26 protein-coding genes, 1 other RNA gene and 1 pseudogene are annotated in these 26164 nt (G+C 65.2%); 8 read left to right on the top strand and 20 right to left on the bottom strand.

The window, feature by feature from the left end; genetic code table 11:
* Positions 1-4 precede the first annotated feature (4 nt).
* From cheB to Q7W51_03695, 9 genes are all read right to left on the bottom strand, one after another.
* A complete protein-coding gene (gene cheB / locus Q7W51_03735) occupies positions 5-1081 on the bottom strand; it encodes a chemotaxis-specific protein-glutamate methyltransferase CheB (GenBank protein ID MDO8847485.1) in 1077 nt (358 codons plus the stop codon).
* A gap of 3 nt (positions 1082-1084) precedes the next feature.
* Positions 1085-3421: a hybrid sensor histidine kinase/response regulator gene (locus Q7W51_03730; GenBank protein MDO8847484.1), complete on the bottom strand. Its 2337-nt coding sequence runs from the start codon at positions 3419-3421 to the stop codon at positions 1085-1087.
* Between the two features lie 30 nt (positions 3422-3451).
* Positions 3452-4684 carry a HAMP domain-containing methyl-accepting chemotaxis protein gene (locus Q7W51_03725; GenBank protein ID MDO8847483.1) on the bottom strand — a complete coding sequence of 411 codons (1233 nt, stop codon included), beginning with the start codon at positions 4682-4684 and terminating at the stop codon, positions 3452-3454.
* A gap of 13 nt (positions 4685-4697) precedes the next feature.
* Positions 4698-5258, bottom strand: a complete 561-nt coding sequence (locus tag Q7W51_03720; GenBank protein ID MDO8847482.1) for a chemotaxis protein CheW — start codon at positions 5256-5258, stop codon at positions 4698-4700.
* The gene (locus Q7W51_03715; protein ID MDO8847481.1) at positions 5255-5845 is read right to left on the bottom strand and encodes a chemotaxis protein CheW; all 591 of its coding nucleotides are present in this window, start codon (positions 5843-5845) and stop codon (positions 5255-5257) included. The genes Q7W51_03720 and Q7W51_03715 overlap by 4 nt, the downstream gene beginning before the upstream one ends.
* A gap of 10 nt (positions 5846-5855) precedes the next feature.
* The gene (locus tag Q7W51_03710; GenBank protein MDO8847480.1) at positions 5856-7703 is read right to left on the bottom strand and encodes an ATPase, T2SS/T4P/T4SS family; all 1848 of its coding nucleotides are present in this window, start codon (positions 7701-7703) and stop codon (positions 5856-5858) included.
* A 9-nt stretch (positions 7704-7712) separates the two neighbouring features.
* The gene (locus Q7W51_03705; GenBank protein ID MDO8847479.1) at positions 7713-8093 is read right to left on the bottom strand and encodes a response regulator; all 381 of its coding nucleotides are present in this window, start codon (positions 8091-8093) and stop codon (positions 7713-7715) included.
* 74 nt (positions 8094-8167) lie between these two features.
* Positions 8168-9652: a CheR family methyltransferase gene (locus Q7W51_03700; GenBank protein MDO8847478.1), complete on the bottom strand. Its 1485-nt coding sequence runs from the start codon at positions 9650-9652 to the stop codon at positions 8168-8170.
* Positions 9653-9671: 19 nt separating this feature from the next.
* Complete coding sequence (locus tag Q7W51_03695; GenBank protein MDO8847477.1) at positions 9672-10412, bottom strand: DUF4388 domain-containing protein; 741 nt, start codon at positions 10410-10412, stop codon at positions 9672-9674.
* A 250-nt stretch (positions 10413-10662) separates the two neighbouring features.
* Between Q7W51_03695 and Q7W51_03690 the strand changes: the two genes are divergently transcribed.
* The 5 genes from Q7W51_03690 to Q7W51_03670 all read left to right on the top strand — a co-directional run bounded on the left by Q7W51_03690 (position 10663) and on the right by Q7W51_03670 (position 13971).
* Positions 10663-11004 carry a metalloregulator ArsR/SmtB family transcription factor gene (locus Q7W51_03690; GenBank protein ID MDO8847476.1) on the top strand — a complete coding sequence of 114 codons (342 nt, stop codon included), beginning with the start codon at positions 10663-10665 and terminating at the stop codon, positions 11002-11004.
* 58 nt (positions 11005-11062) lie between these two features.
* Complete coding sequence (locus Q7W51_03685; protein MDO8847475.1) at positions 11063-11545, top strand: DsrE/DsrF/DrsH-like family protein; 483 nt, start codon at positions 11063-11065, stop codon at positions 11543-11545.
* Between the two features lie 72 nt (positions 11546-11617).
* A complete protein-coding gene (locus tag Q7W51_03680) occupies positions 11618-11860 on the top strand; it encodes a sulfurtransferase TusA family protein (protein MDO8847474.1) in 243 nt (80 codons plus the stop codon).
* A gap of 24 nt (positions 11861-11884) precedes the next feature.
* Positions 11885-12610, top strand: coding sequence for a respiratory nitrate reductase subunit gamma (locus Q7W51_03675; protein ID MDO8847473.1), 726 nt, complete (start codon positions 11885-11887; stop codon positions 12608-12610).
* A 2-nt stretch (positions 12611-12612) separates the two neighbouring features.
* Positions 12613-13971: a (Fe-S)-binding protein gene (locus tag Q7W51_03670; GenBank protein MDO8847472.1), complete on the top strand. Its 1359-nt coding sequence runs from the start codon at positions 12613-12615 to the stop codon at positions 13969-13971.
* Positions 13972-14049: 78 nt separating this feature from the next.
* Here Q7W51_03670 and Q7W51_03665 read toward each other — a convergent pair whose 3' ends face one another.
* The 3 genes from Q7W51_03665 to Q7W51_03655 are packed head-to-tail and all read right to left on the bottom strand — an operon-like array spanning position 14050 to position 15725.
* Positions 14050-14880 carry a uroporphyrinogen decarboxylase family protein gene (locus Q7W51_03665; protein ID MDO8847471.1) on the bottom strand — a complete coding sequence of 277 codons (831 nt, stop codon included), beginning with the start codon at positions 14878-14880 and terminating at the stop codon, positions 14050-14052.
* A gap of 2 nt (positions 14881-14882) precedes the next feature.
* Positions 14883-15347, bottom strand: coding sequence for a small multi-drug export protein (locus Q7W51_03660; GenBank protein ID MDO8847470.1), 465 nt, complete (start codon positions 15345-15347; stop codon positions 14883-14885).
* Between the two features lie 3 nt (positions 15348-15350).
* Positions 15351-15725, bottom strand: a complete 375-nt coding sequence (locus Q7W51_03655; protein ID MDO8847469.1) for a hypothetical protein — start codon at positions 15723-15725, stop codon at positions 15351-15353.
* Positions 15726-15823: 98 nt separating this feature from the next.
* Between Q7W51_03655 and Q7W51_03650 the strand changes: the two are divergent.
* Positions 15824-16135: pseudogene (locus Q7W51_03650) on the top strand (peptide chain release factor-like protein).
* A 58-nt stretch (positions 16136-16193) separates the two neighbouring features.
* Here Q7W51_03650 and ssrA read toward each other — a convergent pair.
* Positions 16194-16545, bottom strand: a transfer-messenger RNA (tmRNA) gene (gene ssrA, locus Q7W51_03645).
* A gap of 168 nt (positions 16546-16713) precedes the next feature.
* Here ssrA and Q7W51_03640 point away from each other — a divergent pair.
* Positions 16714-17643 carry a hypothetical protein gene (locus tag Q7W51_03640; protein ID MDO8847468.1) on the top strand — a complete coding sequence of 310 codons (930 nt, stop codon included), beginning with the start codon at positions 16714-16716 and terminating at the stop codon, positions 17641-17643.
* Between the two features lie 67 nt (positions 17644-17710).
* Here the strand turns inward: Q7W51_03640 and smpB are convergent, their stop codons facing one another.
* From smpB to rnr, 7 genes are all read right to left on the bottom strand, one after another.
* Positions 17711-18181: an SsrA-binding protein SmpB gene (gene smpB, locus Q7W51_03635; protein MDO8847467.1), complete on the bottom strand. Its 471-nt coding sequence runs from the start codon at positions 18179-18181 to the stop codon at positions 17711-17713.
* Between the two features lie 106 nt (positions 18182-18287).
* Positions 18288-18986, bottom strand: coding sequence for an ABC transporter ATP-binding protein (locus Q7W51_03630; GenBank protein ID MDO8847466.1), 699 nt, complete (start codon positions 18984-18986; stop codon positions 18288-18290).
* Positions 18987-18995: 9 nt separating this feature from the next.
* On the bottom strand, positions 18996-20186 hold the full coding sequence (locus Q7W51_03625) for an ABC transporter permease (GenBank protein MDO8847465.1): 1191 nt from the start codon (positions 20184-20186) through the stop codon (positions 18996-18998).
* Between the two features lie 12 nt (positions 20187-20198).
* Entirely contained in the window at positions 20199-21380 is a 1182-nt protein-coding gene (locus tag Q7W51_03620; GenBank protein MDO8847464.1) for an ABC transporter permease, read from the bottom strand.
* Positions 21380-22024, bottom strand: coding sequence for a PadR family transcriptional regulator (locus Q7W51_03615; protein MDO8847463.1), 645 nt, complete (start codon positions 22022-22024; stop codon positions 21380-21382). The genes Q7W51_03620 and Q7W51_03615 overlap by 1 nt, the downstream gene beginning before the upstream one ends.
* A gap of 148 nt (positions 22025-22172) precedes the next feature.
* Positions 22173-23234, bottom strand: a complete 1062-nt coding sequence (locus Q7W51_03610) for a M42 family metallopeptidase (GenBank protein MDO8847462.1) — start codon at positions 23232-23234, stop codon at positions 22173-22175.
* Positions 23235-23314: 80 nt separating this feature from the next.
* Positions 23315-25408 (bottom strand): ribonuclease R, encoded by a 2094-nt coding sequence (gene rnr / locus Q7W51_03605; GenBank protein ID MDO8847461.1) that lies wholly within the window; start codon positions 25406-25408, stop codon positions 23315-23317.
* A 162-nt stretch (positions 25409-25570) separates the two neighbouring features.
* On the opposite strand from rnr, the gene Q7W51_03600 reads away from it, so the two are divergent.
* Positions 25571-25993: a hypothetical protein gene (locus Q7W51_03600; GenBank protein ID MDO8847460.1), complete on the top strand. Its 423-nt coding sequence runs from the start codon at positions 25571-25573 to the stop codon at positions 25991-25993.
* Positions 25994-26164 lie beyond the last annotated feature (171 nt).

Raw genomic sequence — 26164 nt, 5'->3', positions numbered from 1 at the left:
GGGCCTACACCGACACCGTGACGCGGTCGATCTCCGCGGCGATGTCGTTCACCGGCAAGACCGCGCTCGCCGCGCCCATCTCGATCGCGGCCCGTGGCATACCCCAGACGGTGGACGTGGCCTCGTCCTGGCAGATCGTCGTTGCTCCGAGATCGTGCAGCTGCTTCAGTCCCCGCGCCCCGTCCACCCCCATGCCGGTGAGCAGCACGCCGAGCGCGTGTGGACCGTACGAGCGCGCCACCGACTCAAAGAGCGTGTCCGCCGAAGGAATGTACAGCTGCCCGGTGAGCGGTTTGGTGAAGCGCATGATCGACCCGTCGATCTCCATGTTCGAGCCGGTCGCCGCAAGGTACGCCACCCCGGGCTTCACCGGCTTACCGTTCTCGGCCGCCGCGACCTTCACAGGGCACCCCGCATCGAGCCAGGCCGCCAGACCGGGGACGAATCCCTCCGCGATGTGCTGGGCGATGACGATCGGCAACGGGAAATCGGGACGCAGACGCCCGAGCACGTTCAACAGCGCCGAGGGGCCCCCCGTCGACGAGCCGATCGCCACCAGCTGAACGCGTCCCCGCCTGCCCGAGGCCTTGGTCTGCTCCGGTTCGGTGCGATGAATCGGCGCCCTTCGGCCACGGATGTGAGTGATCACCCGCACCCGCGCGAGGATCTTCACCCGCCTGATGATGTCGCGACCGATCGCCTCGAGCGCAGCCCAGTCGCGCGGCTCGGGCTTCTTGATGACCTCGAGCGCCCCGATGGCGAGCGCGTCGAACGCACGGCCCATGCCCTCACCGTGAACCGAAGAGGACACGACGAGGATCGGCGTGGGCGTGTAGGCCATGATGCGTTCCGTGGCCTCGAGACCGTCCATCTTCGGCATGTGGACATCCATGGTGATGAGGTCGGGACGCAGCCGTGCGACCATGTCCACGGCCTCCTGGCCGTTGACCGCCGTGCCGACCACCTCGATGCCCGGATCGCTCTTCAGGATCTGGCTGAGCATCTCGCGTGCGACGAGCGAGTCGTCAGCGATGAGCACGCGGATGCGGTCACCCTGCGGCGTGGGGGATGTGTCGCTCATCGGCTACCGTATCAATCGTTCGACGGTATCAAGCAACGTGTCCTGGTTGAACACCGATTTGGTGATGTACGCATCCGCTCCGGCGCTGATCCCTTCGGCCTTCTCCTCGTCACGCTCAAGCGAGGTGACGATGATGACGGGGATAGCCTTGAGTTCGTCATCGGCCTTGATCGCCCTCGTGAGGTCGAATCCGGTCATGTTGGGCATCTGCACGTCGGTGACGACCGCGTCGGGGTTCAGGCCCTCGCGCAACCTGGTCAGCCCCAGGGCGCCATCGGTGGCGGTCTCGACCTCGTAGCCGGCCGCCTCGAAGATCGACCGCTCGAGCTCGCGCGTGGTGAACGAGTCTTCGCAGATGAGGATTCGCCTCGGTCCCCTGTCCTTCTCGGTGTCCACGGCAGCACCCGCCCGACGAGCGCGCACGCCCGTGAGTTGCCGACCGTTCGTCATCAGGTCCGGGACATTGAGGATCGGAACGACCTCGCCTGCGCCGAGTATGGTCACACCGGCGACGTTGTCGACACGCTTGAGGTGCGTCCCCAGCGTCTTGATCACGATCTGCTGTTCGCCCACGAACTCGTCCACGATCATGCCGATGCGGTGGCCCGAGAAGCCGAGCGTTGCGACCGGGATCTTCACGCCGGTGTCGTCCGCGTCGGACTCGATACCGAGGATGTCCCGCAGATGAACGAGCGGGACGGTCCTGCGCTGGCGCCTGATCACCTCGTGGCCCTCGACCTTGATGATCGCCGAGCGCTCGATGCGGGCGGTTTCTTCTATAGCTGACGTGGGCAATGCGAAGGTCTGACCGCCCACGCGCAACAGGAGCGCGCGGATGATCGCAAGTGTAAGCGGGATGGTCAGGCGGAACGTCGAGCCCTTCCCGAGCTCGGACTCCACATCGAGGGAGCCCTTCAGCCGCTCGACCACGAACTCGCGGACGACGTCCATGCCCACGCCGCGACCGGATATCTCGGTGATGATCGCCGCAGTGGAGAACCCCTTCTCGAAGATGAGGTAGCGGGCCTCGCGATCAGACATCGCGTTGGCCTCTGACTCAGAGATGTAGCCCTTGCGAACGGCGGCCGCTTTCACCTTGCCCGGATCGATACCGGCGCCGTCGTCGGAGACCTCGATGATGATGTGGTCGCCCTCCTGTCGGGCGCTCAGTCGGATCGTGCCTACGGCGGGCTTGCCCGCCTTGACCCGGTCCGCTGCGGGCTCGATCCCGTGATCCACGGCGTTGCGCATGATGTGTATCAGGGGGTCGTTGATCTCCTCGAGGACCTTCTTGTCGAGTTCCGTGTCGCCGCCCTCGATGAACAGCTCGACGTCCTTCTTGTACGTGCGGGCGAGATCACGCATTGCGCGGGGAAAGGTGTTGAACACCGTGCTGACCGGCAGCATGCGAAGTGACATCGCGTTCGCCTGCAAGTCGCCCACCACCGTGGAGGTGCGCGACGTGTCGTCCGCGTAGTCCTTGGACAGCAAAGCAATGTCTTTGCGCAGGGTGGACAGTAGTTCATCGAGTAGGTGGAGGTCGTCGTCGAGCGCTGACTGGTCGTCATGGGAGAGGGCGGTCAGCATGGTCTTGATGCGCGCCCACACCTGCGTCGTGTCCGCAGCCTGAATCATGGCGCCACGCATATCGCGCACGCGCTGCTCGGCCTTGATCTGCGAGATCACGACCTCGCTCACAAGGTTGAGGAGCCGGTCGACCTGGTTCGTGCGAACGCGTACGGTCGTTTGCTCCTTGGTGTGCAGCTTGTCGTCGCGCTGGGCCGACTGCGGCCCCGGGGCGTCGGCCTCGCGCGGCGCGGGCGAATCCTCGGCCTCGCCTGCGGCTGCCTGCTCGCCATCAGTGTCTGCGTCGTCGGCGTCAGACTGAGCCGGCCCCTCGGCAGAGTGCTGCCGGACCGGGGGCGCCTCGTCAGCGGGCTCCACCACGACCGCATTGCCCGCAAGCGTGTTGAGCCGGGCCGTCACGCCTTCGAGTTCGGCCTCGGATGCCGACTCCTTGCCGGCGTGCTCCGCAAGGAAGACGACCGTGTCGAGCGCCTCGAAGAATGTGTCGGTCATGTCCGTGGTGTAAGCGAGCGCACCATCGCGGACCTTGACCATCACGTCTTCCATGCGGTGTGCGATGTCGGAGATCTCAATGAGACCGACCATCCGCGACGAGCCCTTGAGCGTGTGGGCGTCGCGCAGCCACTGGTCGATGAGCGGCCGGTTCGTCGGCTCCCCCTCGAGCGTGATGATGCCCTCGTTCAGGCGCTGTAGGAGGTCGGTCGCCTCCTCCTGGAACTTGGCGATAAAAACCGAACGGTCGAACTCGACCATCTTGTCTCCTTCGTGCCGCCGACCGGACCGCTACTGGCCGACGATCCTGAACGCTGCGCCGATGTGGCTGGATTCCTTCGCGATGCCCGACAGCTGTTCTGCGGCACCCGCGACCTGGCGCGATGCGGTGGCCGTCTGCTGGGCCACCGAGGCCACCTCGTGCATAGCCTTGACGACCTGCTCGGTCGCCGTGCGCTGCTGCTGCGTCGCAGCGGAGATCTCCTTGGCCGCGATGGTCGTCTGCTCGATGGTCTCGAGAATCTGATCGAAGCTGTCGCCCGTGGTGTGGGCGAGATCCACACCGGTGTCGACCTGCTTGAGTTCCTGCTCGGTGGCGATGACCAGATCGTTCGCGGCTCCCTGTATCTCGGTCATGATCGTCTCGATCTCGCCCGTGGAGTCGACCACCGACTCGGCGAGCTTGCGAATCTCGACCGCCACAACGCTGAAGCCCTTGCCGGCCTCACCCGCGCGCGCAGCCTCGATGGCCGCGTTGAGCGCGAGGATCTTGGTCTGGTCGGCGATGCTGTTGATGATGGAGAGGACCTGCCCGATCTGCTGGCTGCGCTCGCCGAGCTGAAGGATCTTCGCCGCCGAGGACTGCGAGCGCGTCTTGATCGACTCCATCGAGTCCAGCGTGTTCATGACCGCCTGCTGCCCGCTCTCGGCGTTACCGAGGGAGGTCTCGGCCATCTTGACCACTTGGTTCGCATTCTCGGCGATCTGGCGGTACGTGGCAGCGAGCTCCTCCATCGTCGCGGTCGTCTCGCTGATCGAGGCGGCCTGCTCGGCCGCACCCGACGCCTGCTGCTCGGTGGCGGAAAGGATCTCGCCGGACGCGCCGGCAAGACGCTGGGAGGAGTCCTGCATCTGGCTGATGAGGTAGATGATCAGGTCAAGCATCTGGTTGTAGGAACGGGTGAGCACGCCGAACTCGTCTTTGGAGTCCACGGCGACCTTGTGGCCGATCTCGCCCTCGCATGACGCCTTGATGCTGCTCACGACTTCATACAGCGGCGCCATCATGCGCTTGCCCAGCTGCCGCTGGAAGTACGCGAACACGATGATCACCGCTACGAAGATGCCGATCATCATTAGCGCGCGAAGGACCAGGTCGGTGGTGATCCCGCCGAACTCGTCCTTGAAGATGACCCAGCCCGCCGTGATCTGCACGAGGTTTGCCACGGCCACCAGAGTTACGGTGAATATCGAGTACTTCAGCAGGAAGTTGCCGCTGACCTTCTCCATCAATCGCTTGAACATGCTTCGCTCCTAGTCAGACGTTGTCACCGATGGGCTCGAGGACTTTGTCGAGGTTCACAATACCTATGAGCCGGCCGTCGAGGTACACGGATCCCGCCACGAACTCGGCTTGTGCACGATCGAGCGTCGACAGCGCGGGCTCGACGTTACCGCGTGGGACCTCCGCGATATCACCGATCTCGTCGACGACCACGGCGGACACACACCGCTCGTTGGCAACGATGATGGCCGAGGGCAGAGCGTCGTCGAGCGCACGCTGCGTGCGACTGGGAACGCGGATCATCGTGCCGAGGTCGGTCACCGACACGATCTCCCCGCGCACGTTCACGACACCCAGGATGAAGTCCGGTACGCGCGGAATCCGCGTGACCGAGTACTCGTTGTAGATCTCGCGAACGCCATCAATGGGGAATGCGTACCACTCCTCACCGAGCCGGAAGAGCAACAGCCCCTCGGCATCGGCGATGATCTCCTCCTCCTGGCCCTGCGCAAGCGACTCGGCGCGACGGCGCAGTTCCTCGTGGATCTTCGCATTCTGGAAGTCGCTTGCGGCGTGCCCCATCTCCCCACTCATGAGTGCCCGCCTTCCGCGGCGTCTGCCGCCGCGAGCGCAGCGTCCGGCACAAGCCGATCGATGTCGAGGAGCAAGAGTAGCCCCTGCGGAAGCCGGCACATGCCGAGCATGCGGTCGGCCATGCTGTAGAGGTTCGACGGCGGCTGCAGGCCCTCGGAGGGCAGATCCACGACGTCTTCCACCGAATCCACGATGAGACAGACGACGTGATCCCTCACGCGGCAGAAGACCATCGGCGTCTCGAGCGTGAAGTCCCGGGGCACCAGGCCGAGCAGGACGCGAAGATCGATGGCGGGCACCACGAGTCCGCGCAGGTCGATGAGCCCCACAAGAGCGGGCGCCGAGTCGGGTAGCGGCGTGTACTCTACGAGCTGCTGGATCTCCTGTACGGCCTCGAGCGGAAGCCCGTAGATCTGGCCCTCGAGCCTGAATGTGACCGCCAGGGCCAGGACTGGTGACTCATCGACACCCTCGGGTTCCAGTTCGAGATCGGGCGCAGCGGGCGTGACGTCTTCGGGGGCTACCGAGCTCTCGGCGGACAGCTCCTCGGCGACGACAGCCTCGGCCTTCTTGGTCTTTCTCGGCACGCACTGCTCCTTAGATCACGAAGCGCAGGACTCTGTTCAGTTCCTCGGCACTTACGTCGCCGCTCTTGACCCGTGCGAGCCCTGAGATCAGAAGTGGTCGCATGCCGGCAGCAGCTGCAGCGGCGGCGATCTCCGCATCCGAGGCACCACGACCGACCGTCGCGCGAACCGGCTCGGTGAACGGCAGAACCTCGTGGATCGCCGTGGCGCCTTTGAAGCCGGTCTTGCCGCAGTTCGGACAGCCGGAGCCCGCCCTGTCCCGCAACCCCGCCGGAACACCGGGGATGCGGGCAGCGAGCGCGCCGTCTGTCTCCACCGAGCAGTTGGGGCAGTTCAGCCGCACGAGGCGCTGTCCTACGCCGAGGGTCAGCGCTGCGGCAAGGCTGTGCGGCTCGGCACCCAAGTCGAGCATCCGGCGCACGCCTGACGCGATGTCAGCCGCCGGGAACGTGGCGATGACAAGCTTGCCGAGGCCGGCGGCCTCGACGGCGAAGTGCACGTCCTCGACGGTTCGAAGACCGTCGATCGCGATGACATCGGTGTCCTGTCGCATCCCGGCGGCGATGTAGGCCGCAGGAGACGGACCGCCCGGCTCGACCATCACCTGTGCGACGGCAGCGATCTCGTACTCGATGGACTGCTCCACCGAGTAGACCGTCTTCCCCGCTGCAGCCGCATGCGCCAGCAGTGCGTAGTAGGTCGTCGTGGAGCCCCCCGCGACCGGCGCGCACACGAGCAGGATGCCACGACCGCGCTCGACCATCGCCTGAAGCGCCCGGGTCTCGGCTTCACCCATGCCCAGCTCGGCGAACCCGCGAGGCTGCGGCTTGAAGGGCGTGATCGAGACGACGAGCCGCTGACCCGAGACCGTGGGCACCACCGAGACGGTGAGGACCCGGTCCTTGTCGCCGAAGCGTGCGTGCAGCCGTCCGAGCGCTGGGCGCGATGCGGGAACGCCCCCGAGCTTGGCGTACTGCTTGAAGCCGTCGACGAGCGCAGCCTGAAGCGAAAGCGGGGCGCTTGCGACCTTCTCGAGGGCGCCCTTCACGCGATAGACCAGGAAGAAGTCGTCTTTGTACGGAAGCAGGTGGATGCGGCTCGCACCCCTGGCGATCGCATCGTCGATGATGTCCGCGACGAGGACCGCAACCTTGCGCGCATCGGCAACGGCGAGCACGTCGAGATCGATGCCGGCCGGGCCCTGTGGTGCTGGCTCGGCCGCCGCCATCTGCTCGATGGTCTCGCCGATCAGCACCTCGGCGACCTGCTCCGAGGGGGCTTCTGCGACCGGGGCAACCGGCACGGCCGGTGTCTCCTCCCCGGCGGTCTCCTCGAAGAAGTCAGATGCCGCCAGCTCCTCGATCTCCTCCGCGACGGGTGGAGGCGGGGCCATCTCGGTCTCGGCCGCCGCAGAACCTGACGGATAGTACTGCTCGAGCGTGGACTCGAACGAGCTGCTCTCGGCCAGCACCGGCTCAAGCTCGAGACCCAGTTCGGCGGCCACCGAGTCGAGCGCGAAGACATCCATCGGGTCACCGACCGCAACGGTCAGCATGCCCTCGATCTCGAAGAGAGGCAGGATGCGCCGGTCGCGCGCCAGACGGGCCGGGACGAGCGCAAGCGCTTCGTCCTCGGGGGCGTAGCTCGTCAGGTCCACCTGAGGGACGCCCATCTCGTGCTCGAGCACTGAGATGACATCGATAGCGCTCACCATGTCGCGCTCGGCCAGGACGCTGCCCACATTGACGCCGCGGGAGGATGCGGCGTCAATGACGCTGGCGACCTGCTCGGCTGTCATGAGACCTGCCGAGACGAGACTGTCGAGCACCCGTTCCGAGATGCCGCTAGCCGGGGCCATGCGTATCGCCTAACCCTGGGCCTTCGCGAGCTCTTCGGCCACCGCGTTGAGTAGGGTGTCCGGCTCAACGGGCTTGGTAAGGTACTGGTTCGCACCGGTCCGAATGCCGGTGGCCATCGCCTGCTCCTCGGTCTTGGCGGTGAGCATGATGATCGGAATGGACTTGTAGTTCTGGTCGAACTTGAGCAGCCGACAGACCCGGTAGCCATCAAGCTTCGGAAGCATGACGTCCAGAAGGATCAGGTCGGGCTTCTCCGCACGGGCGGTCTCGAGTGCCTCCGCCCCATCCGTCGCCGTGATGACCTCGTAGCCACCTGCGAGCAGGATGGCCTTGATCATCTCGAGGATGGTGGGGCTGTCATCAACCGCCAGGATCCGCGCGCCTGCCATTACCGTCTCCCTCCCGCGTCGCCGTCCCGAACGGCATACGGCGCCGTTCCCGGATGACGACGACAGCCTGCGTTCTAGCCGCCCATGGCCTTCCGACACTCTATCAGACTGCGTTCGCACGTTCTGACCAGCAGATCAGCCTGGAACCCGCCGGAAAACTCCGTCCAAGCCCCCTCAGGACTGGCCTTGAGGGACTTCAGCGCGTTCTCGTACTCCTTCGCCGCCGCTTCCCACTTGCGCTGCGCCTTGTAGATGTTGGCGAGGTTGAGGTGCGCGAGCGCAAAGTCCGTGTCGATGTAGATCGTCTTCTTGAGCTCCGATACCGCTCGCACCGGATCGCCCTGGCGTTGGTAGATGATGCCGAGGATGTAGCGCGCCACCGGGAGCAACGGGTTGATCGCGAGGGCCCTGTGCGACGCGCGCATCGCCTCGTCGTAGTTCGCGGTGTCGGCATGCACGTATGCCGAGAGCAGGTGGGCCTCGGCGTTGTTGGGATCGGTGGCCAGAACCGCCTCGACGATCTCGAGCACACGCTCCGGACGGCCTTCTTTGAGGTCGATCCGCGCCTGCTCGAGCGGGTCGCCGGAGTCGTCCGGCGGTGTGGCCACCGGCTTTGCCTTTGCCCTGGCCGCCCGGGTCGCCGACGTTGACGGTCGCGCAGCTCGTGGCGTCTTGGGCGCTTGAGATTGACCGAACGCGAACGTCTTGCGCGGCACGGGCTTCCGGTACAGGAAGACACCGCCTACCTCGACCGCTTCGAAGGTGTCGTTCACCGACGTGAGCGTCTCCGAATGACCGACGAACAGGTAGCCGCCTTCATTCAGGCTGTCGAAGAAGTTCGAGACCACGCGCCGCGTGGAGTCGAGCCGGAAGTAGATCGTGACGTTGCGGCAGAAGATGATGTCCCAATTGCCCATGAGCGAGAGTGGGTATGGCTCTCTGATCAGGTTCTGGTAGCCGAAGTCCACGTACGAACGGACGCGGTCGTTCACGCGATAGTCGCCGCTCGCGGTGCGCTCGAAGTGCCGGCTCACGGCATCTTCCGGCACGCTCATCATGGCTCGCTTACCGTACACGCCGGCCTTCGCGCGCGCCAGCGCCTTGGTGGAGACGTCGGTGCCAAGGACTTGCGGCTTGTAGCCCGCCATCTCGATGCCGGAGTCGATCAGCGTCATGGCGATCGAGTAGGGCTCCTCGCCGGTCGAGCAGCCTGCGGACCAGATGCGCACGCCGCGGTTGCCGCTGGCCTTCGCCCCCATGATCTCGGGGATGATGCTGTCCCTTAGCGCGTCAAACTGCGCCGGAAAGCGGAAGAAGCTCGTCTCGTTGATGGTGACGAGATTGAGCAGCTCGTTGAACTCCTGGTCGTCGCGCTCCAGCGCCTTGTAGTACTCGGACAACGACTGGTACCCAAGTCGCGTTGCTCGGGTCACGAGCGATATCCGCAGCGAGTCCAGCTTCGACTCCTCGAGATAGATGCCCGACTGCCGATGGAGCAGATCCCGGAACCGCCGGAACTCCTCGAGCGTCAGGTCCTTCGCTAGATCCTCGTTCAGCACGGTCGCCCCACGCCCCCGGTCATCGGACCTCGGCCTCCGCGCCGAGGCGCTCTATGAGACCGGCGGCGTGCATGCCGTACAGGATCTTGGCGGTCTCGAAATCGTTGTAGCCTGTGAGCTCGACGAGTTCCCGCACCGACCGACCCCCGTGGAGATAGCACAACAGCATCCACTCGCGCGGCTTGAGATGGATCTCCATGGACTTGTCGCCGGGCGTGGAGGCCATGACGAACTCGGTGTCCATCGACGGTATCTTCTGCCGGATCCTGCTCCACAACTCCAGGCGACGCGACGCTTCCATGATGATGTTCTCTACCGACACCGAGATGCCGATGTCCTCGTCGTCGCATGTCTCGTCCGGCTCGAAACGAAGCTCCCCCTCTTCCCACCGGAAGAGGTCGAATAGCGTGTCATTGATCTGGTCCTGGATGAACGTCTCGAGCACCTTGCCGTCGAGGTAGCCCTCATCCACGAGGATCTGCCCGAGGCGCCGGCCAGCCTTCTCCTTCTTCTGGATCTTCTGAAGGCCGAGTGCCTGCCGGAGTTGCTTCTCCGAGATCACGCCGGCCTTCACCAGGCGCCGGCCGAGCGACTCGCGGTGCCAGTTGCTGCTCGCGAAGAAGACGCGCCCCTTCTTGAAGCAAACCCGGCCCTGCGCGTCCTCGCGCTCGAGATACAGCGTACCGGTCTTCCGGCCAGAGGCCAGCAGACGGAACATATCCGCTATCGAGAAATCCCTGAGGTTGCCCTCGAGCGCCACGTGCTCCACTCCCCGGTAGGAGGCCGGACGGCATACGAGACGATGCGGCCGTACGGAGACGCGGCCGCGCGACAATCGTAGCACGTCACCAGGGGTGCTCAAACCCGTGGACGACGGTCTGCAGACCGCGGCGTCACCCCCACCGGACCCGTACCTGGAACTCCTCCCTGAAAGCACTTGCTCTTTGGCTTAAGTTGACTTAGGGTTCAGATATGCGAATTCGCATATTCGAATGTACTTGGGGTGAGACGTGGACAGCACGGACTTCTACTGCCAGCACTCTGAGCTCTGCAAGACGCTTGCGAACGAGAAGCGCCAGATGATTCTTGGCGCGCTGCGCGAAGAGGAGCTGTCAGTCACCCAGCTTCACGAGCGCACGGGCATCCCACAGGCGACCCTCTCCCAGCACCTCGCGTTGCTCCGCGGTCACGGAGTGGTTCGGACTCGGCGCGCGGGGAATCACACGTATTACAGCATCGCCAATCCGAAGATCATCCAGGCGTTCGATCTCATCACCGAGGTGATGCAGGAGATCCTCGACGAGCAGCGCGGCGTCGCTGACCGCGCACTGACCCCCGAGCGTCCGGCTTAGACGCGGCCACGTCGACCGCGTGAGAGATACCACTGCCCTGTTAGAAGGAGGAACCACAATGAGTGATGACCACAAGAAGAGCCTCGCGATGGTGGTGATGAGCGGCGACATGGACAAGCTGTTCGGCGCTTTCATCATCGCCAACGGAGCGGCCGCAATGGGCATGGACGTGACGATGTTCTTCACGTTCTGGGGCCTCCGCGCGATCAAGAAGGACGTCAGAACGGGTAAGACGTTCTTTGGACGCATGCTCGGAACCATGTACGGCGGCGACATCATGAAGGCGAACCCCAGCAAGTTCAGCTTTGGTGGTATGGGCCGCTGGATGTTCGGCAAGATGATGGGCAGCCACAACGTGCAGAAGCTCAACGAGATGCGCGACCTGGCCGTTGAGTTGGGCGTGAACATGTACGGATGCCAGATGTCCATGGACGTCATGGAGATTCCGCAGGAATCGTTCATTGATGGCGTCAAGGAACCAGTGGGCGTCGGCTTCTTCCTCCTCAAGGCGCAGACAGCCGAGATTCAGCTGTTCATCTAGCGCACTGCCCGCAACACCTACTCGGATGAGATCGCGTGCTGCCGGCACGCGGCGTGACAGAAGGGAATCACCATGTCTGACGAAGTAAAGGTCGATCTGGAACTGGACCTCAAGGGTCTGCTCTGCCCGCTCCCGATGGTCAAGGTCAGCCAGAACATCAACAACGTCGAAGTCGGCGGGGTCATCCGCGCTGTCGCGACCGACCCAGGCGCCATGGCCGACATCCCCGCGTGGGCTGCCAGCACCGGCCATGAGGTCCTGTCGGCCGGCAAGGAAGGCGATCTGTTCGTCTTCCTCGTCAAGCGCTCCAAGTAACCAGGAGAGGACGCGGTCACGCGCATGGAAACGTATCTCTGGATAACATCTGTCTGGGGCGTGTATCTTGCCCTGGCGGTGTTCATCATCGGAATGGGGTGGCGCATCTACGAGTGGGCCACCACCCCGAAGTCCGCGGTCCGTCTCGGGATGTTCCCGAAGCCTGCAAGCGGCACTGGCCGGTTCTTCAAGATGCTGAAGGACACGTTCATCGCCCCCCACTCGGCGAAGATCGAGCCGGTGATGTGGGTGTTCGCGTTCGCGTTCCATGTCGCGGCGCTCGGCGCGTTCGTGGGCCACGGTCGCCTGATCGCCGAGTTCCCGATCCTTCCCGAGCTTCTCGGCGAGGAGGGCATGAACACGTTCGCTGCCCTGTCCGGCAGCATCGCTGGCATCCTGATGCTGGTGGGCGTGCTGTTCTGGATCGGTCGCCGCACCTTCGGCCCGTACAAGAGGCTCTCGGTGCCCGAGGACTACCTGCTGCTGGCCCTGCTCTTCGGCGTCATCATCATGGGCGATCACATGCGGTTCGTGTACGGCGGAATCATCCACGCCGCAACGTACCGCGAGTGGTTCCAGAGCCTGTTGACGTTCAAGCCGGCCTTCCCCGCCGAGTTGCTGCACGGAAACGTCGGCTGGTCGCTCGGCACGCACATGCTGTTCACGGACCTGTTCTTGATCTACTTCCCGTTCAGCAAGCTCGTGCACACCATCGGCTCATTCTCGGCGAACCTTGTGAGGAGTGAGTAGCGATGGAGACTGTTGAGATGAAGACGCTCGCCGGGGTCATCGACAAGAAGATGAACCGCCAGCTCAAGCAGTACATCGACATCTGCGCGCGGTGCGCTATCTGCAAGGATGCCTGCCACCAGTACGTGGGCACCGGGGACTTCAAGTACCTCCCCGCTCGCCGCGCGGAGCTCATCCGCCAGATCTACAAGAAGTACTTCGACAAGACCGGCAAGTTCGTGCCGGCGCTCTACGAAGCGCGGGATCCGGACGATAACCTGCTCGACGAGCTCTACGACTCCACCTACGCCTGCACCGGTTGCCGTCGCTGCATGTACTACTGCCCCTTCTCGATCGACACCGCGTGGATCCTCTCGGTGGCCAAGGGGATCCTGATCGCAGCCGGCCGCGGCAATGAGATGCTCGGCCAGCTCGCCGACGCCGCCATCTTCAAGGGCGACAACGCGGCGATGTTCGAAGGCGTGATGCTGAGCGGATTCGAGGATATCTCGGAGGACGTCCGCGCGATCACGGGCAACCCCGAACACAAGGTACACGTGAACAAGCAGGGCGCGGACGTGCTGTACGTGGCGCTCGCCGGCGCTCACTCGATCCGCCCGGCCGCCGTCATCTTTGAGGAGGCCGGCGAGAGCTGGACGATCTCGATGTTCGAGGCGGCCAACTACGGCTACTTCTACGGTGACCCGGAGAAAGCGCGGCTGATCACCAAGCGCTACATCGACGAGGCCGTGCGCCTCGGCGTAAAGGAGATCGTGGTGCCCGAGTGCGGGCACGCCTACCGCGTCGCCGAGTTCTTCTACGAGGCGTGGAGCAAGGAACCGATGCCCTTCAAGGTGACCCACATCCTCGAGAAGGTGGACCAGTACATCAAGTCCGGCCGCATCACGGTGGACAAGGGACTCATCGAGGGCAAGGTCACGTACCACGACCCGTGCCAGCTCGGTCGCAACGGCGGCAAGTTCGAGGAGCCACGCGACATCGTCAAGGCCGTTACGAACAACTTCGTCGACCTGATCCCCAACCGCGCCGAGCAGTGGTGCTGCGGCGGTGGCGGCGGCATCGTAGCCATGGAGGAGTTCAAGGACGTCCGGCTCAAGTCGGGCATCAAGAAGGTCGAGCAGCTCAAGGCGAGCGGCGCGAACATCCTCGCCTGCCCGTGCGAGAACTGCCGCCTGCAGATCGAGGAGCTCAACGAGGTCCACGAGCTCGGCATGGAGATCTGGCAGGTGATCGACCTGGTGGTGGCGTCCATGCCGCTGCCGGGCAACAAGAAGCCCGCTGAGGTACCCGCCGAGCAAACAGGCGAGGTGACTGCCGAGTTGGCTGCGGAGTTGACAGCGGAGGCACCTGCCGAGGCGTAGGCGATCGGCTCTGCGCTGCATGACAAGGGGGCGCCGGATGACCGGCGCCCCCTTGTGCGTCGCGCTACGCCACCCGCGCTACGTATCGCGGGCAGCCGCGAGCGCGGTCAGCAGGTTCGCCACCTCTTCGGCAGTGGTGATGCCACCGTCGTCAGCTACGAGCAGACCACCCGTATGGGCGAGAATGCCGATCGAGCTACCGAGCGCCTCGGCACGCGCTGCGTTCCCAAGCTCGGAGGTGAGCAGGCCGCCGACCATCGCGATCCCCTCCTCGCGAGCCGCCCAGAAGAGCCGTTCGAGGCCGTCGAGTCCGAGTCCCCCGCCCGCGTGCACCGCAACAAAGCCGGCACGCCCGATCGCCGGGAGAAGCGGCCGGATGTCGCCGTCCGAGTGGAAGATCGCCGGAACGCCCAGCGCGTGCGCCGTGCGCACAATCCGCTCGTAGCGCGGAAGCAGCTCGGCAATCGCGAAATCCGGCGCCACAAGCGGCCCGCTCGTACCCGCAAGATCCTCGGCGAGCACGACCGCTCGCGCGCCTAGACGCACTCCCCGCGCGGCTTCCCGCACGAGCGCGTCGAGCCCGGCGTCCAACTCCCCGCCGATCTCCTCGGGGTGCGTGAGCGTGGCGCGCAGACCGTCCATCGCACCACGCGACTCGATGACCTGCCACAGCGGGCCGCTCATCGCCCACAGGGGCGCCAGGTCAGCCTCGGCGAACGCCTCCATCGCGGCATCGGCCCAGGGGGCGTCTGCGGGGACGAACGCGAACGAAGCGTCGAGTGAGATGCATGCCTCCACGAGTGCGACGGCAGCGTCGGACGTGGTGCGCGCCACCGGGGCGAGCGCCGCGGTCGGTATGAAGCTGAGACCGAACGGGAAGGGCGTTCCCTTGAGAGACAGGCGCTCCATCGCTAGATGCTGCTGATACCGAAGCCGACGAACTCGGACAGCGCCCACACGATGAGGAACGCACCCGTGACGCCGACCGAGACTGCCAGGAACGCCCGCTTGGGCTCCATGTCCAGCAGCCATGCGGCGGCGGTGCCTGCGTACGCACCGGTTCCCGGCAGCGGGATAGCAACGAAGACGGCAAGACCCCAGAAGCCGTACTTCTCGATGAGGGGGTTCGCTTTGGCCCGGATCTTCTCGAACTTGCGGTGCAGCCACCCCTGCTGAGGGAATCGCTTGTACACGAACTCGAGGAAGTAGTAGCCCGGCCAGAAGATGGCCAGGCTCGCAAGCAGGATGATAGGCATGTAGATCTGCTCACCGGCGGCGACAGCCCAGGGGACGGCTAGACGAAGCTCGATGGTCGGAATCCACGAGATCACGACGTACTTGAGCCACTCGGGCAGACCGGAGACGAACTCGGGCATACGCTACCGCTCCTCTGAGAAGGCCGCCCACACGCGCTCGGCCTCGCTTCGCCAGTACTCATCACGGTCGGTCACATCGCGGCCGAGGCGCTCCGCATGGCGAAAGTAGCCATCGCCGGGAAGTCCGCTGTCGGCGCGCACCACGAGCGTGGCGAGCATGATGCCGTACCTCGCGTCGGCCTCCGTGCAGATCTCGTTCAGGAAGCCCACGATCGCCCACGAGCGCGGCTTGAGGGTGATCGCGGTGACCTCGCGACACAGCTCGGCGTAGGTGAGCGTGCGCCGCTCGCGTGCGCGCTGCTGGATGAACGCGTTCGCCTGCGCTTTGGCCGCCTCCCACGCGGGGAGCGGGAAGCCATATCGCGTGTCTTCGGGCATGAACGAGAGTATGCCACATAGGTCGCGGTAGAATGGCCGCACTGATGGACAACCGTTACGACATACCCGCCGAAGACGCCGATCTCCTCGCACAGTGCGAGGTGCAGGTCTTTCGCGCGACCGGTCCCGGCGGGCAGAGTGTGAACACCACCGACAGCGCGGTGCGCCTCCGCCATCTGCCGAGCGGCATCACGGTGGTGTGCAGGCGCGAACGAAGCCAGCTGCTCAACAAGCGCGCATGCCTGGAGCGGCTGCGCCGCAAGCTGGAGGAGCACAACGCCGTCCTCGACAGACCCGCGCGCGTGCCCACGCGCAAGTCGCGTGCGGTCAAGGCGCGGCAGGTGGAGGCCAAACGGCATCGGGCGCGAGTGAAGCGGACGCGGGGCCGAGTGGGGCCGGGCGAAGAGTAGCGGCGGGCACGCGAACGCGCCCGCCCGCTGAGGTACGCGGACAGGCGCGTGAGGTGTGTGGTGGAGGCGCGGAGAATCGAACTCCGGTCCACGACAGCCCCCTGGGGAGCATCTCCAGGCTCAGTCACATCTTAGGTTTCGGTCGGGGCTACACGGTGTGACGAGCGCGCCCTTCCCTAGCTGGTTCGGTCTTTCGCGTAAGCATACCGGCTACGTCTTATGCGGCAGTCCCCTGAGTGACGTCAGATCCGGCGACGGGGACGCGCACCGGGAGACGTCGCTGCGCTATTTAGGCAGCGAGAGCGTAATTATTGTCGACGTTTGAGCGTCGTTTGCCCCTGTTTAACGAGGTAAGGCGACCTCGGCCTGCTTCTCCCCTCAGAACTCCCGTGTCGAAACCAGTCGCCCCCGGGTGTGAGGTATGTGAAGGTGCGCCGCGCCCGGACAGTATACCCGCTCCGGGACCTCCCTGACACGGAAGCACCACGTGTGCCACCGCTGCGCAACGAGCGTCAGAAAGGGTACTCTCATGAGAGGGCCGCGGCATCGCGGCGCAAGAGCGCGAGAGGAGTCAACCCATGGACGGCACGCCCTACCCGCCTCCCACTCCGGAGGTTCCCCCCGCTGGCGCTCCGCAGGCACCGTACCCGCCGGCCGCACCGCAGGCGCAGTACGATCAGCAGCAGTACCCGCCAGCGACACCCCAGCCTCAGTATCAGCAGCCGCAGCCGCCCAAGAAGAAGAAGACCGGGCTCATCATCGGGATCGTGGTGGGCGTGCTGCTCTTGTGCTGTGTGGGCAGCGGCGTTGCAGCCTACCTGATCTTTCGCGCCGCCGAAGACGAGGTCACCAACACCCTCGAGACGACCGATGAGTGGGAGACCAATACGCTCGACCTCGACTCGGACAGCAACGACGAGGCGTCCACGATGGACACGGGCTGGGAGGACTTCCAGCCCGAGGCGAGCGCCGATAACGGCTACGGGCCGCTGGAGGCGTTCCACGAGGAGGTCCTCGACGAAGCGGTCGCCACACACTACCCGGACCTCGTCGTGAAGGAGGCGCTGGTCCACCCGAGCACCGAGTACACCACTGACACGCTGGTCGCCCGGGCCACGCTCGCCGACGACCCCAACGTACAGATCGCGTTCTACCTGGAGGTCGAAAACACGGCCGGATTCGATTCTGGTTGGACGAACGACCCTGCTAACGAGGAATACGACTACATGGACTACGGGACGGCCTCGAACGGACGCGAGTACTTCTGGGACAACTCGCAGCTCGTACCCCTTCTCAACGGCATCGGCGATTCGTCCGTGACCGACCTGCTGAGCCAGGCGGCCGTAGACTTCCCGGGCGGTGTCATCTACTGGGTTGAGGTGGACGGTGAGAGCGGATACATCGAGGTGACCCGCTGGGAGGCGTATGCCGATTACTCGGCAGGCTACATCGCTTACTACACTCTCGACGGAGACACCTGGGTGCTCGACTCCGCCGAGCAGTGGTAATCCCCTTCGAAGCTCACGAGAAGGGCCGCCCCGAGGGGCGGCCCTTCTGCACGCTAGGTCGGTTCGCCTACTCGCCCTTCGTCCGCTCCTTGAGCGAGCGCTCGACGTCGCGCTTCTGGTCGCGCTCGGCGATCGCATCGCGCTTGTCGTAGAGCTTCTTTCCGCGGGCAAGGCCGATCTCGACCTTCACCAAGTTCGAGGATGACAGATAGACCTTGAGCGGCACGAGTGTGAAGCCTCGCTCCTTCGTCTTGCCGATGAGGTAGCGGATCTCCGCCTTGCGCAGCAGGAGCTTGCGTTCGCGGTCCACGCGCACGTTGCTGCGGTTGCCATGGCTATACGGCGAGATGTGGACGTTGTGAAGCCACACCTCGCCCCTGCGGATGGTCGCGAAGCTGTCACGTAGGTTCGTCTTGTTCTCGCGAAGTGACTTGACCTCCGTGCCGGTGAGCACGATGCCCGCTTCGAAGACCTCGTCCACGAAGTAATCGTGGTAGGCCTTCTTGTTGGTAGCGATGTTCTTCTCTTCGCGAGGCACGGGCGTGACTCCTCGGGGGCAATGCGACTCGGGCGCCCCGTGGGGGACGCCCGAGCATTCTAGCATGCGGGTATGTGCGCACGGTGGCTGCCGCGAGAGGGTGAAGCTAGCACGCGTTCGGCCTGATGCGCTCCTCATCCACAACACGACCGTCCTTCAGGAACACGATGCGGTCGGCATACGCGGCCATTCGCGAGTCGTGGGTGACCATCACGATCGCCTGACCGTCACCGCGCAGCGTACGCAGCAGGTCCATGATCTCTTCCGCAGCGACCGAATCCAGGTTACCCGTGGGCTCATCGGCCAGCAGAAGCTGCGGCTCCTTCACGAGCGCACGCGCGATCGCGACCCTCTGCTGCTCTCCTCCCGACAGCTCGCTCGGGAAGTGATCCAGACGATCACCCAGCCCCACGCGCTCGAGCATCTCGACCGAACGCTCATGGCGCTCCTTGGCCGACATGCCCGCGTACTCGGCGGCCAACATCACATTCTGCAGCGCCGTGCGTGTGGGGATCAGGTTGTAGTTCTGGAAGATGAACCCCACCGCCCGTGCGCGGAGTCGATCGAGCGCCGCTGGCTTCAGCTTGGTCACATCCTGCCCTCCCACCAGCACATGCCCGGCGGTGACCTGCGAGAGACACCCGATGACGTTCAGCAGCGTCGACTTTCCCGACCCCGACGGGCCCATGATCGCGATGAACTCGCCCTCTCCGACCGTCAGGTCGGTGCCGCGAAGCGCGTGTACGACATTGTGCTTGCCGAGGTAGTAGAGCTTCTCGATATCGTCAACGACCACTGCTGGCATTGTGTCCTCCTATTCGTGCGCGAGCGCGTCGACCGGATCCATCCGAGACACGCGCCACGCGGGATACAGACCGCCCAGCACACCGACTACAACCGAGAAGGCGAGGGCAAGCCCGACGATCTCCCAGGCCACGGTGAAGACGGGTGCCCCACCGTCGGCGAGTGCCGCCTCGTTCATCGCAAGCGACGCGGCTACCGCCAACAGGGCCCCAAGCACACCGCCGAGCGCGCCGATGAGCGCCGCTTCGGCAAGCACGTCGCGTATGATGCGCCCTGCCGAGGCGCCTAGCGCGCGCTTCACGCCGATCTCGCGCGTCTGATCGGCGACGGAAACCATCATGGTGTTCACGATCGGCATCGATCCGGCGAGCAAGGCGAGGAAGCAGGCGCTCACGAGCAGCGCCTCGGCGACCACCATCCAGTCCATATCGTCGAGAATGCTCTGCATGTCGCCGATGTCCATCACCACCACGCCATCCACCTCGGCCTGGACGCGACGCCTCAGCACCGACGGATCGACTCCCGGCTCGGGATAGATGACCGCCTGCATGGTCATGTCGTCCGGGTCGAGCTTGCGGAGCGTCGGCGGAAGCGACTCAACGGTCATCACCCGCGCGTCGCGAACCGGCAACATCAGACACTGGTCGAGCGATGGCCAGCCGAGACGCTTCATCGATCCAACGATCTCGATCCGATGTCCACGCACCGTAACCGTGTCGCCCACCTTCGCATCCAAGTGCGCCAGCATGTCGACGCCCGCAACTGCCACACCGGTCTCGCTCTCCTCGAACGCGCGCCCCTCACCGATCTCCCACCGTCCCCAGAACCCCTCGCGTTTGTCGCCGGACCCGGTGGTGCCGCCGAAGATCATGTACGGGATGCCCTGAAGCACCCCCTCATCGTCATAGCCCACCGCAGCGGCGCACAGCACCATCTCGACACCGTCCACAGCCTCGAGATCGTCAACCATCGCCGCAGTCAGCGGGTGTTCGATACTGCCGGTCATCAGGCTCGATACGCCCTCGGCGTTGACCACATACACCTTGTCCCCGTGGTAGTCGAGGAGTTGATCCATCACCCCCGCGGCGTTCACGCCCATGCCGCCCATCATCACGAAGATCGCCGCTCCCACCGCCACGCCGAGCACCGTGAGCGTGGTTTGGAGCTTCCGCTGTGCGAGACGCCTGATCGCACTCACCATCGTTCTCTCCCCTTACGAGTGTGCAAGCGCGTCGATCGGGTCGAGCCGCGCAGCGTAGCGTGCCGGATACAGACCACCAACGACCCCGATCGCACAGGCGAACGCGACCGCGAAGAGCAGGAGCCTTGGCGTGAGCGTGAACATGCCCATGCCCGTGGAGGCGGAAAGCGCGGCATCCGCGGCCCACACCCCGAGCGAGCCCGTCGCAGCGCCGAGGAGGCCACCGAGGACGCCGATCACCGCCGACTCCCACAGCACGTCGCGCATGATCCGGCCCGTGGAGGCCCCCAGCGCACGCTTGACCCCAACCTCGCGGGTGCGCTCGGTGGCCGAGATGATCATCGTGTTGATGACCGAAAGACCTCCGGCGAACAGCGCGATGACGCCCATCGACATCACGAGTGAGTCGTAGGTGGCGGCAGTTCCCGACGACTCTCGCTTGAGCTTCTCGGGCCCGAGTGCGATGACGCCATCGACCTCGCGCACGATCCGGCTGGCGAGCTCGTCCGGGTCGACCCCGTCGGCGGCGACCACCTCGGCGCTCAGCACCACCGGCTCGCCACTCAGCTGCTCGTGGTAGATGTCGTCGAACGACTCCACGAACAGTGTGCGGGCATCATCGAGCGCTACGAACGCCGACTGGTCGAGCATCGTGACCGAGGCGCGATCGAGTATGCCGACGACCGTGAAGTCCCCGCTACGCAGCCGCACCGAGTCGCCCACGCTGGCGTCGAGCTGCGTGGCCACATCGGCTCCGAAGACGGCGACGCCGCGCTCCCCTTCGGCGGCGAAGCGTCCGGCCGCCAACGTCGCCTGCTGCGCGAGCCAGTCGGACGAGCAGCCGCCTACGATGGTGGTCGGGACCCCCAGCCAGAACGCGCGGGGGTCGAGCTGGAGGGCGACCCGCGGGAAGACTTCGCGCACCCCCGGCACATCGCGGAGTTCCTCCAGCGCATCGGGGGGAAGCATCCGCGGGACCCAGCTGTGTGTTTGGAAGCTGAACGCGTTCACGGACGCGCCCTCCGCCGCCACGGTCACGGTACCGGCTCGGAAGTCCTCGATCGACTCCAGCTGGCGGTTCGAGTTCTCGGCCATCGCCCCGATCAGCACGATCAGGAACACGCCGACGGCCACGCCGGCGATCGTCAGCACCGAGCGTCCCTTCGCACGGAAGATATCTCTCAGGACCGGCACTACCTGCCCCCTTCAGCGCCGCGAGCCCGGGCGTCTTCCCGATCGCCACGACTCAGCTCGTCTTCGAGTGGATCCTCGACAGCGCGGACATCGCGGATCGCCACCGATACCGGAGCGCTGTCTGCGGCCTTGCCGATCTTCGATTCGGCGATCTCCAGCCAGCGCAGCGTCGACTCAGTGCGCAGGATGAACAGGTCGAGCTGCAGGACCTCCGCCAGATCGAGCACCGGGTCCGTGTGCTCCTTGATCGAGGTCAACTCGGCGATACGCCTGAGTTCGTTCTTGCGCTGGGCGTGGATGATCTGCGAGACGTCGACGTCGCTCGTGAGTCCGAGGACGATCTTGGCGAAGAGTTCGTCACGTCGCGCCTCGGAGCCCTCCACCGGAGTGAGGAACCAGCGACGGAGCTCGGCACGACCGGCGGGCGTCACCGTATAGAGCTTGCGGTCGGGCGCATCTGAGACGGCGACCGTGTCGGACTGCACGACGAATCCGTCACGCACCAGGCGCTCGAGGGTGGTGTAGACCTGGCCGTAGTTGAGCGACCAGTGCGAGCCGAGTTCGTCCTCCAGCTCACGCCGCAGCTCGTAACCGTGCGCCGAGCGCCGCTCGAGTACCGCGAGAATGCCGTGCCGGACGCTCACCTCTGCCTGACCCCCCGTAGCCGCGCTATATACCGAGTATCTACATATCGAGTATATAGTAACAGCAAGCATGGCTTGTCAAGCCTGCGGACGAAGAAAGAGGCGACCCGAAGATCGCCTCTCCCAGAACGCTCGCGTGATGACTTCCTTACGGCGTGAAGTCGGTCCCCGGCTTCAGCCTGAGTACGAATGCGGCGAGCAACTTGGCCGTGTTCTCCACGTCCTCGAGGCAGAGCACCTCGGTCGGCGTGTGCATGTAGCGGAGCGCCACGCTTACGAGCGCCGCAGCCTTGCCGCCGCGCGAAAGCTGGATGGCGTTCGCGTCGGTACCCGTGCCGCGAGGCGCACCCTCCACCTGATACGGGATCTTCTCGGCCTCGGCGGCCTTCACGAGCAGCTCGAAGACCTTCGGGTTGATGTTGGCGCCGCGGCTGATGACCGGTCCCTTGCCGCAGACGACCTCGCCGAACTTGCGCTTGTCCACGTCGAGGTAGTCGGTCGCGTGCGTGACCTCCACCGCGATGCCGACGACCGGGTCCTGGCTATACGCCGAAGTCGTGCCGCCGCGCAGGCCGATCTCCTCCTGGACGGTGCCGGCCGCGACCAGGTCGCCCGCAGCACCGCCGGCCTCCTTCACCAGACGCAGCGCTTCGGCGCAGATCCACGCGCCCATCTTGTCGTCGAACGCGCGCGAGACGGCCATGCCGTCTCCGAACGTCTCCACGCCCACCCCGTAGGTGACCGGGTCGCCGATGCGCACCCTCTTCTTGACGTCCTTTGCGCTCATGCCGAGGTCGATGAACATCTTGTGCATCTTCACCACGACCTTGCGCTCTTCTTCCTCGAGCAGGTGGATCGGCAGTCGGCCGAGCACGCCGCGGAGCACGCCGGTCTTGGTGTGCACGTCCACACGCATGCCGGGCAGGATCTGCGGGTCGTGACCCCCGATGGGCGCGAACGCGCAGTACCCGTCGTCGGTGATGTAGGTGACCATGAAGCCGATCTCGTCGATGTGACCGGCGAGCATCACGGTCGGGCCGTCCTTCTTGCCTTTGAGCAGCGCATGGACCGAGCCCATGACATCGGTGGTCACCTCATCGGCAATCGGGGCCATGTACTCCCGCAGGACCTTCGCCGCCGGCTGCTCGTAGCCCGAAGGCGACGGAGCCTCGATGAGAGTCTTGAAGAACTCGAAGGATTCAGGACGCATGAAACGGCCTCCTTTGTGAACATATGGTGGGGAGCGTAAGTGTAGCGCCGGCCGCGCCGGCACACCAGGCACGACCCGGGTCAGGCCAGTTCGAAGTCCAGGCGCCGCTCGCCGATGCTGGCGTCGAGCACGCGAACCTTCACCTGCTGACCGAGCCGGTACGTGAGCCCTTTGTTCTCGCCCCAGAGCATGAAGCGTTCGGGATCCAGCCGATAGTAGTCATCGGTCATCGCCTCCACGTGGACGAGCCCCTCGGCGGTGTTCTCCAGCTGAACGAAGAGCCCAAAGCCCATCACGCCCGTGATGATCCCGTCGAACACCTCGCCCAGATGCTCGGCCATGAGCGCCACGAGCTTCACCTTCTGGCTGTCGTCCTCGGCGGCTTCGGCCTCACGCTCCATCGCCGAGGAGTGCTCCGCGAGCCACTCCAGCTCGGGCACCATGTTCGCCGTCGGCGGCTTCTCGAGGGCGCGAGTGAGCTGAGCGCGCAGTAGTCGGTGCACGATGAGGTCCGGGTACCGGCGGATCGGACTCGTGAAGTGCGTGTACGCGTCGCTCGCCAGCCCGAAGTGGGGCCCCAGGTAGTCCACGTAGCGCGCGCGCTCCAGCGCCCGAAGCAGCAAGGAGTTGATGAGCCGCTCCTCGGGCCGCCCGTGCGCGAAGGCGACGATCTTCTGGAACGTCTTGGGGCTCGCGCCGTGCAGGTCGGAGATCGGGTAGCCGAACTCCTTCAGAACGACGCCCACCTGCGCAAGCGCATCAGGGTCCGGGTCCTCGTGGATGCGGTAGACCATCGGTGCCTTGGCGGCGGTCATGTGGCGCGCGACGACCTCGTTCGCGAGGATCATCGCCTCCTCGATCATGTTGGTCGCGTCCGTGCGCGAGCGCAGCACAACTTCGAGCGGCTTGCCCGACTCATCGAGCTTCACGCGCGCTTCGACCGTATCGAAGTCGAGGCCGCCCCGTACGATCCGACGTTTGTGGATCTCCCCCGCCACTGAATGGAAGTCACGCAGCATGCGCTCGATGGTCTCGTCCGGGAAGCCGCCCTTGTCGAGCCAGGTCTGAACCTGGTCGTAATCGAGACGCCGGTCGCTTCTGATGACCGAGGGATACAGCTCGTACTGCTCCACCAGGCCGGTCTTGTCGAGGAGCATCTCGGCGGTGAAGGTCAGCCGATCCTCGTCGGGGTTGAGCGAGCAGATGACGTTGCTGAGGTGCTCGGGCAGCATCGGCAGCACTCGATCCACGAGGTAGACGCTGGTGGCGCGGTGACGCGCCTCAACGTCCACGACCGTGTCCCAGGGGACATAGTGGCTGACGTCGGCGATGTGCACCCAGAGGCGATAGCCAGCGCCCTCGCGCTCGATCGAGATGGCGTCGTCGAAGTCGCGCGCATCGACGGGATCGATCGTGATCGTGAAGAGGTCGCGCCGGTCCTCTCGCCCACGGGCGATCTCACCGGCCACGTCCTGGCTGAGCGCCTCGGCAGCCTCGATCACCTCCGGCGGGAACTCGGTCGCCAGCCCGTGCTCGTGGATGATGATCTCCACGTCAACGCCGGGGGCGTCGGCAGCGCCGAGGACCTGCGTGATGGCTCCCTGCATCGCATCGCGACGATCGGCGTAGCGCGTGATGCGCGCCACCACGATCTCGCCAGGCTTCACCTCGAGAGGCGACGTGGCCAGATCGACGAACAGGTCGCCTTTGATCCGCGGATCGGTGGGCACGACGATGCCGAGCTTGCCGTGCCGCTCGAAGCGGCCTACGAGCTCAGTCACGGCACGCTCGAGCACCTGCACGACCGTGCCAGCGCGCCCCTCGCGCGTCTTGCGCGCCTCCAGCCGCACGGCTACGGTGTCGCCGTGCATCGCGCCGCCGGTCTCCCGCTTGCCGATGTAGATGTCGCCGAGAGGCGTGGCAACAAAGCCGAAGCCGCGGCGGTTCATCGAGAGTCTGCCCGCAACCAGGTTCCGCTCCCGGAGTGCGAGGTACTTCCCCGAGCCGAGCGCCGCTACCGTGCCGGAGCGCTCGAGCTGATGGAGGGTGTGCGCCACTCGCGTGACGTCGAAGCTACCGCCGCCGTCCAACTCTATTCGGCCGGCAATCTCCTCGGCAGTAAGCGGCGCGTGCGCACTGCGCATGACCTTGATGACGAGCTTGTCCGGCCGCACGTGACCTCCGCTCCTGCACGACCGCCCGGCGGTCGTGCCGTCCGTCCCCCGCTCCCCGAACACCCCCGACCGCTCGGCGGACGGGTCCTGCCCCCGGTTGTGCGTGGGGTAGAATCCAAGTATGGTGCAACCTTACCGCAAGCCACACCGGCAGGAGTCGTGATGGAGTCCACCCGCCCACTCACCCCGCTGCTTGTCAGCGATGGCACCCTCACCAACCCACGAGACATGGTGCGCGCGCTCGAGACCGTTGAGACGTTCACCTACCGCTACGTGGTGGACGGCGAGGAGATCGACGCGGGCAAGGCCACGCTCGTGCGTATCATGCTCGATGACGTGTCGGCCAGCACGATTGTGAACAACTGCGCCTTCCTCAACGTATCGAGCTTCACCTACCTCAACTTCCACACGACCGACGGGCAGGCGCGCTTCGAACTCTTCTCTGACTGCGCGCTACTGGAAATCGTGCCGCTGGACGAGCCGGAGCTGCGTTCGGGTCAGCGCCAGGTCATCCGCCTCATGGACGAGAGCGTCTTCGAAGGCGCGTCGTTCGTCTCCCTGGACGACGAGGACGAGGACGAGTAGCGAACGAGCGGTCCGCCATTCGCACGAAGCGCGGGGCGCCTCGGATGAGGCGCCCCGCGCTTCGTGCGTGAAGGAATCCGTCAGCTCTACGGTGTGACTACGTAGTAGCCGATCCCCTCGTAGGTGAAGACCTTGGGCCACGTCGCGATGATGTGGTCCCGCTCCCACACC

It is taken from the genome of Coriobacteriia bacterium, from assembly GCA_030652115.1.
Lineage (GTDB): Bacteria > Actinomycetota > Coriobacteriia > Anaerosomatales > Anaerosomataceae > UBA6100.
This window is presented reverse-complemented; position numbering and strand designations above follow the sequence as displayed.

Coding starts and splice junctions, on each gene's coding strand:
- cheB (MDO8847485.1), bottom strand. CDS start 1,081: ATGAGCGACACATCCCCCACGCCGCAGGGTGACCGCATCCGCGTGCTC.
- Q7W51_03730 (MDO8847484.1), bottom strand. CDS start 3,421: ATGGTCGAGTTCGACCGTTCGGTTTTTATCGCCAAGTTCCAGGAGGAG.
- Q7W51_03725 (MDO8847483.1), bottom strand. CDS start 4,684: ATGTTCAAGCGATTGATGGAGAAGGTCAGCGGCAACTTCCTGCTGAAG.
- Q7W51_03720 (MDO8847482.1), bottom strand. CDS start 5,258: ATGAGTGGGGAGATGGGGCACGCCGCAAGCGACTTCCAGAATGCGAAG.
- Q7W51_03710 (MDO8847480.1), bottom strand. CDS start 7,703: ATGGCCCCGGCTAGCGGCATCTCGGAACGGGTGCTCGACAGTCTCGTC.
- Q7W51_03705 (MDO8847479.1), bottom strand. CDS start 8,093: ATGGCAGGCGCGCGGATCCTGGCGGTTGATGACAGCCCCACCATCCTC.
- Q7W51_03685 (MDO8847475.1), top strand. CDS start 11,063: ATGAGTGATGACCACAAGAAGAGCCTCGCGATGGTGGTGATGAGCGGC.
- Q7W51_03680 (MDO8847474.1), top strand. CDS start 11,618: ATGTCTGACGAAGTAAAGGTCGATCTGGAACTGGACCTCAAGGGTCTG.
- Q7W51_03675 (MDO8847473.1), top strand. CDS start 11,885: ATGGAAACGTATCTCTGGATAACATCTGTCTGGGGCGTGTATCTTGCC.
- Q7W51_03670 (MDO8847472.1), top strand. CDS start 12,613: ATGGAGACTGTTGAGATGAAGACGCTCGCCGGGGTCATCGACAAGAAG.
- Q7W51_03665 (MDO8847471.1), bottom strand. CDS start 14,880: ATGGAGCGCCTGTCTCTCAAGGGAACGCCCTTCCCGTTCGGTCTCAGC.
- Q7W51_03660 (MDO8847470.1), bottom strand. CDS start 15,347: ATGCCCGAGTTCGTCTCCGGTCTGCCCGAGTGGCTCAAGTACGTCGTG.
- Q7W51_03655 (MDO8847469.1), bottom strand. CDS start 15,725: ATGCCCGAAGACACGCGATATGGCTTCCCGCTCCCCGCGTGGGAGGCG.
- Q7W51_03640 (MDO8847468.1), top strand. CDS start 16,714: ATGGACGGCACGCCCTACCCGCCTCCCACTCCGGAGGTTCCCCCCGCT.
- Q7W51_03630 (MDO8847466.1), bottom strand. CDS start 18,986: ATGCCAGCAGTGGTCGTTGACGATATCGAGAAGCTCTACTACCTCGGC.
- Q7W51_03625 (MDO8847465.1), bottom strand. CDS start 20,186: ATGGTGAGTGCGATCAGGCGTCTCGCACAGCGGAAGCTCCAAACCACG.
- Q7W51_03610 (MDO8847462.1), bottom strand. CDS start 23,234: ATGCGTCCTGAATCCTTCGAGTTCTTCAAGACTCTCATCGAGGCTCCG.
- Q7W51_03600 (MDO8847460.1), top strand. CDS start 25,571: ATGGAGTCCACCCGCCCACTCACCCCGCTGCTTGTCAGCGATGGCACC.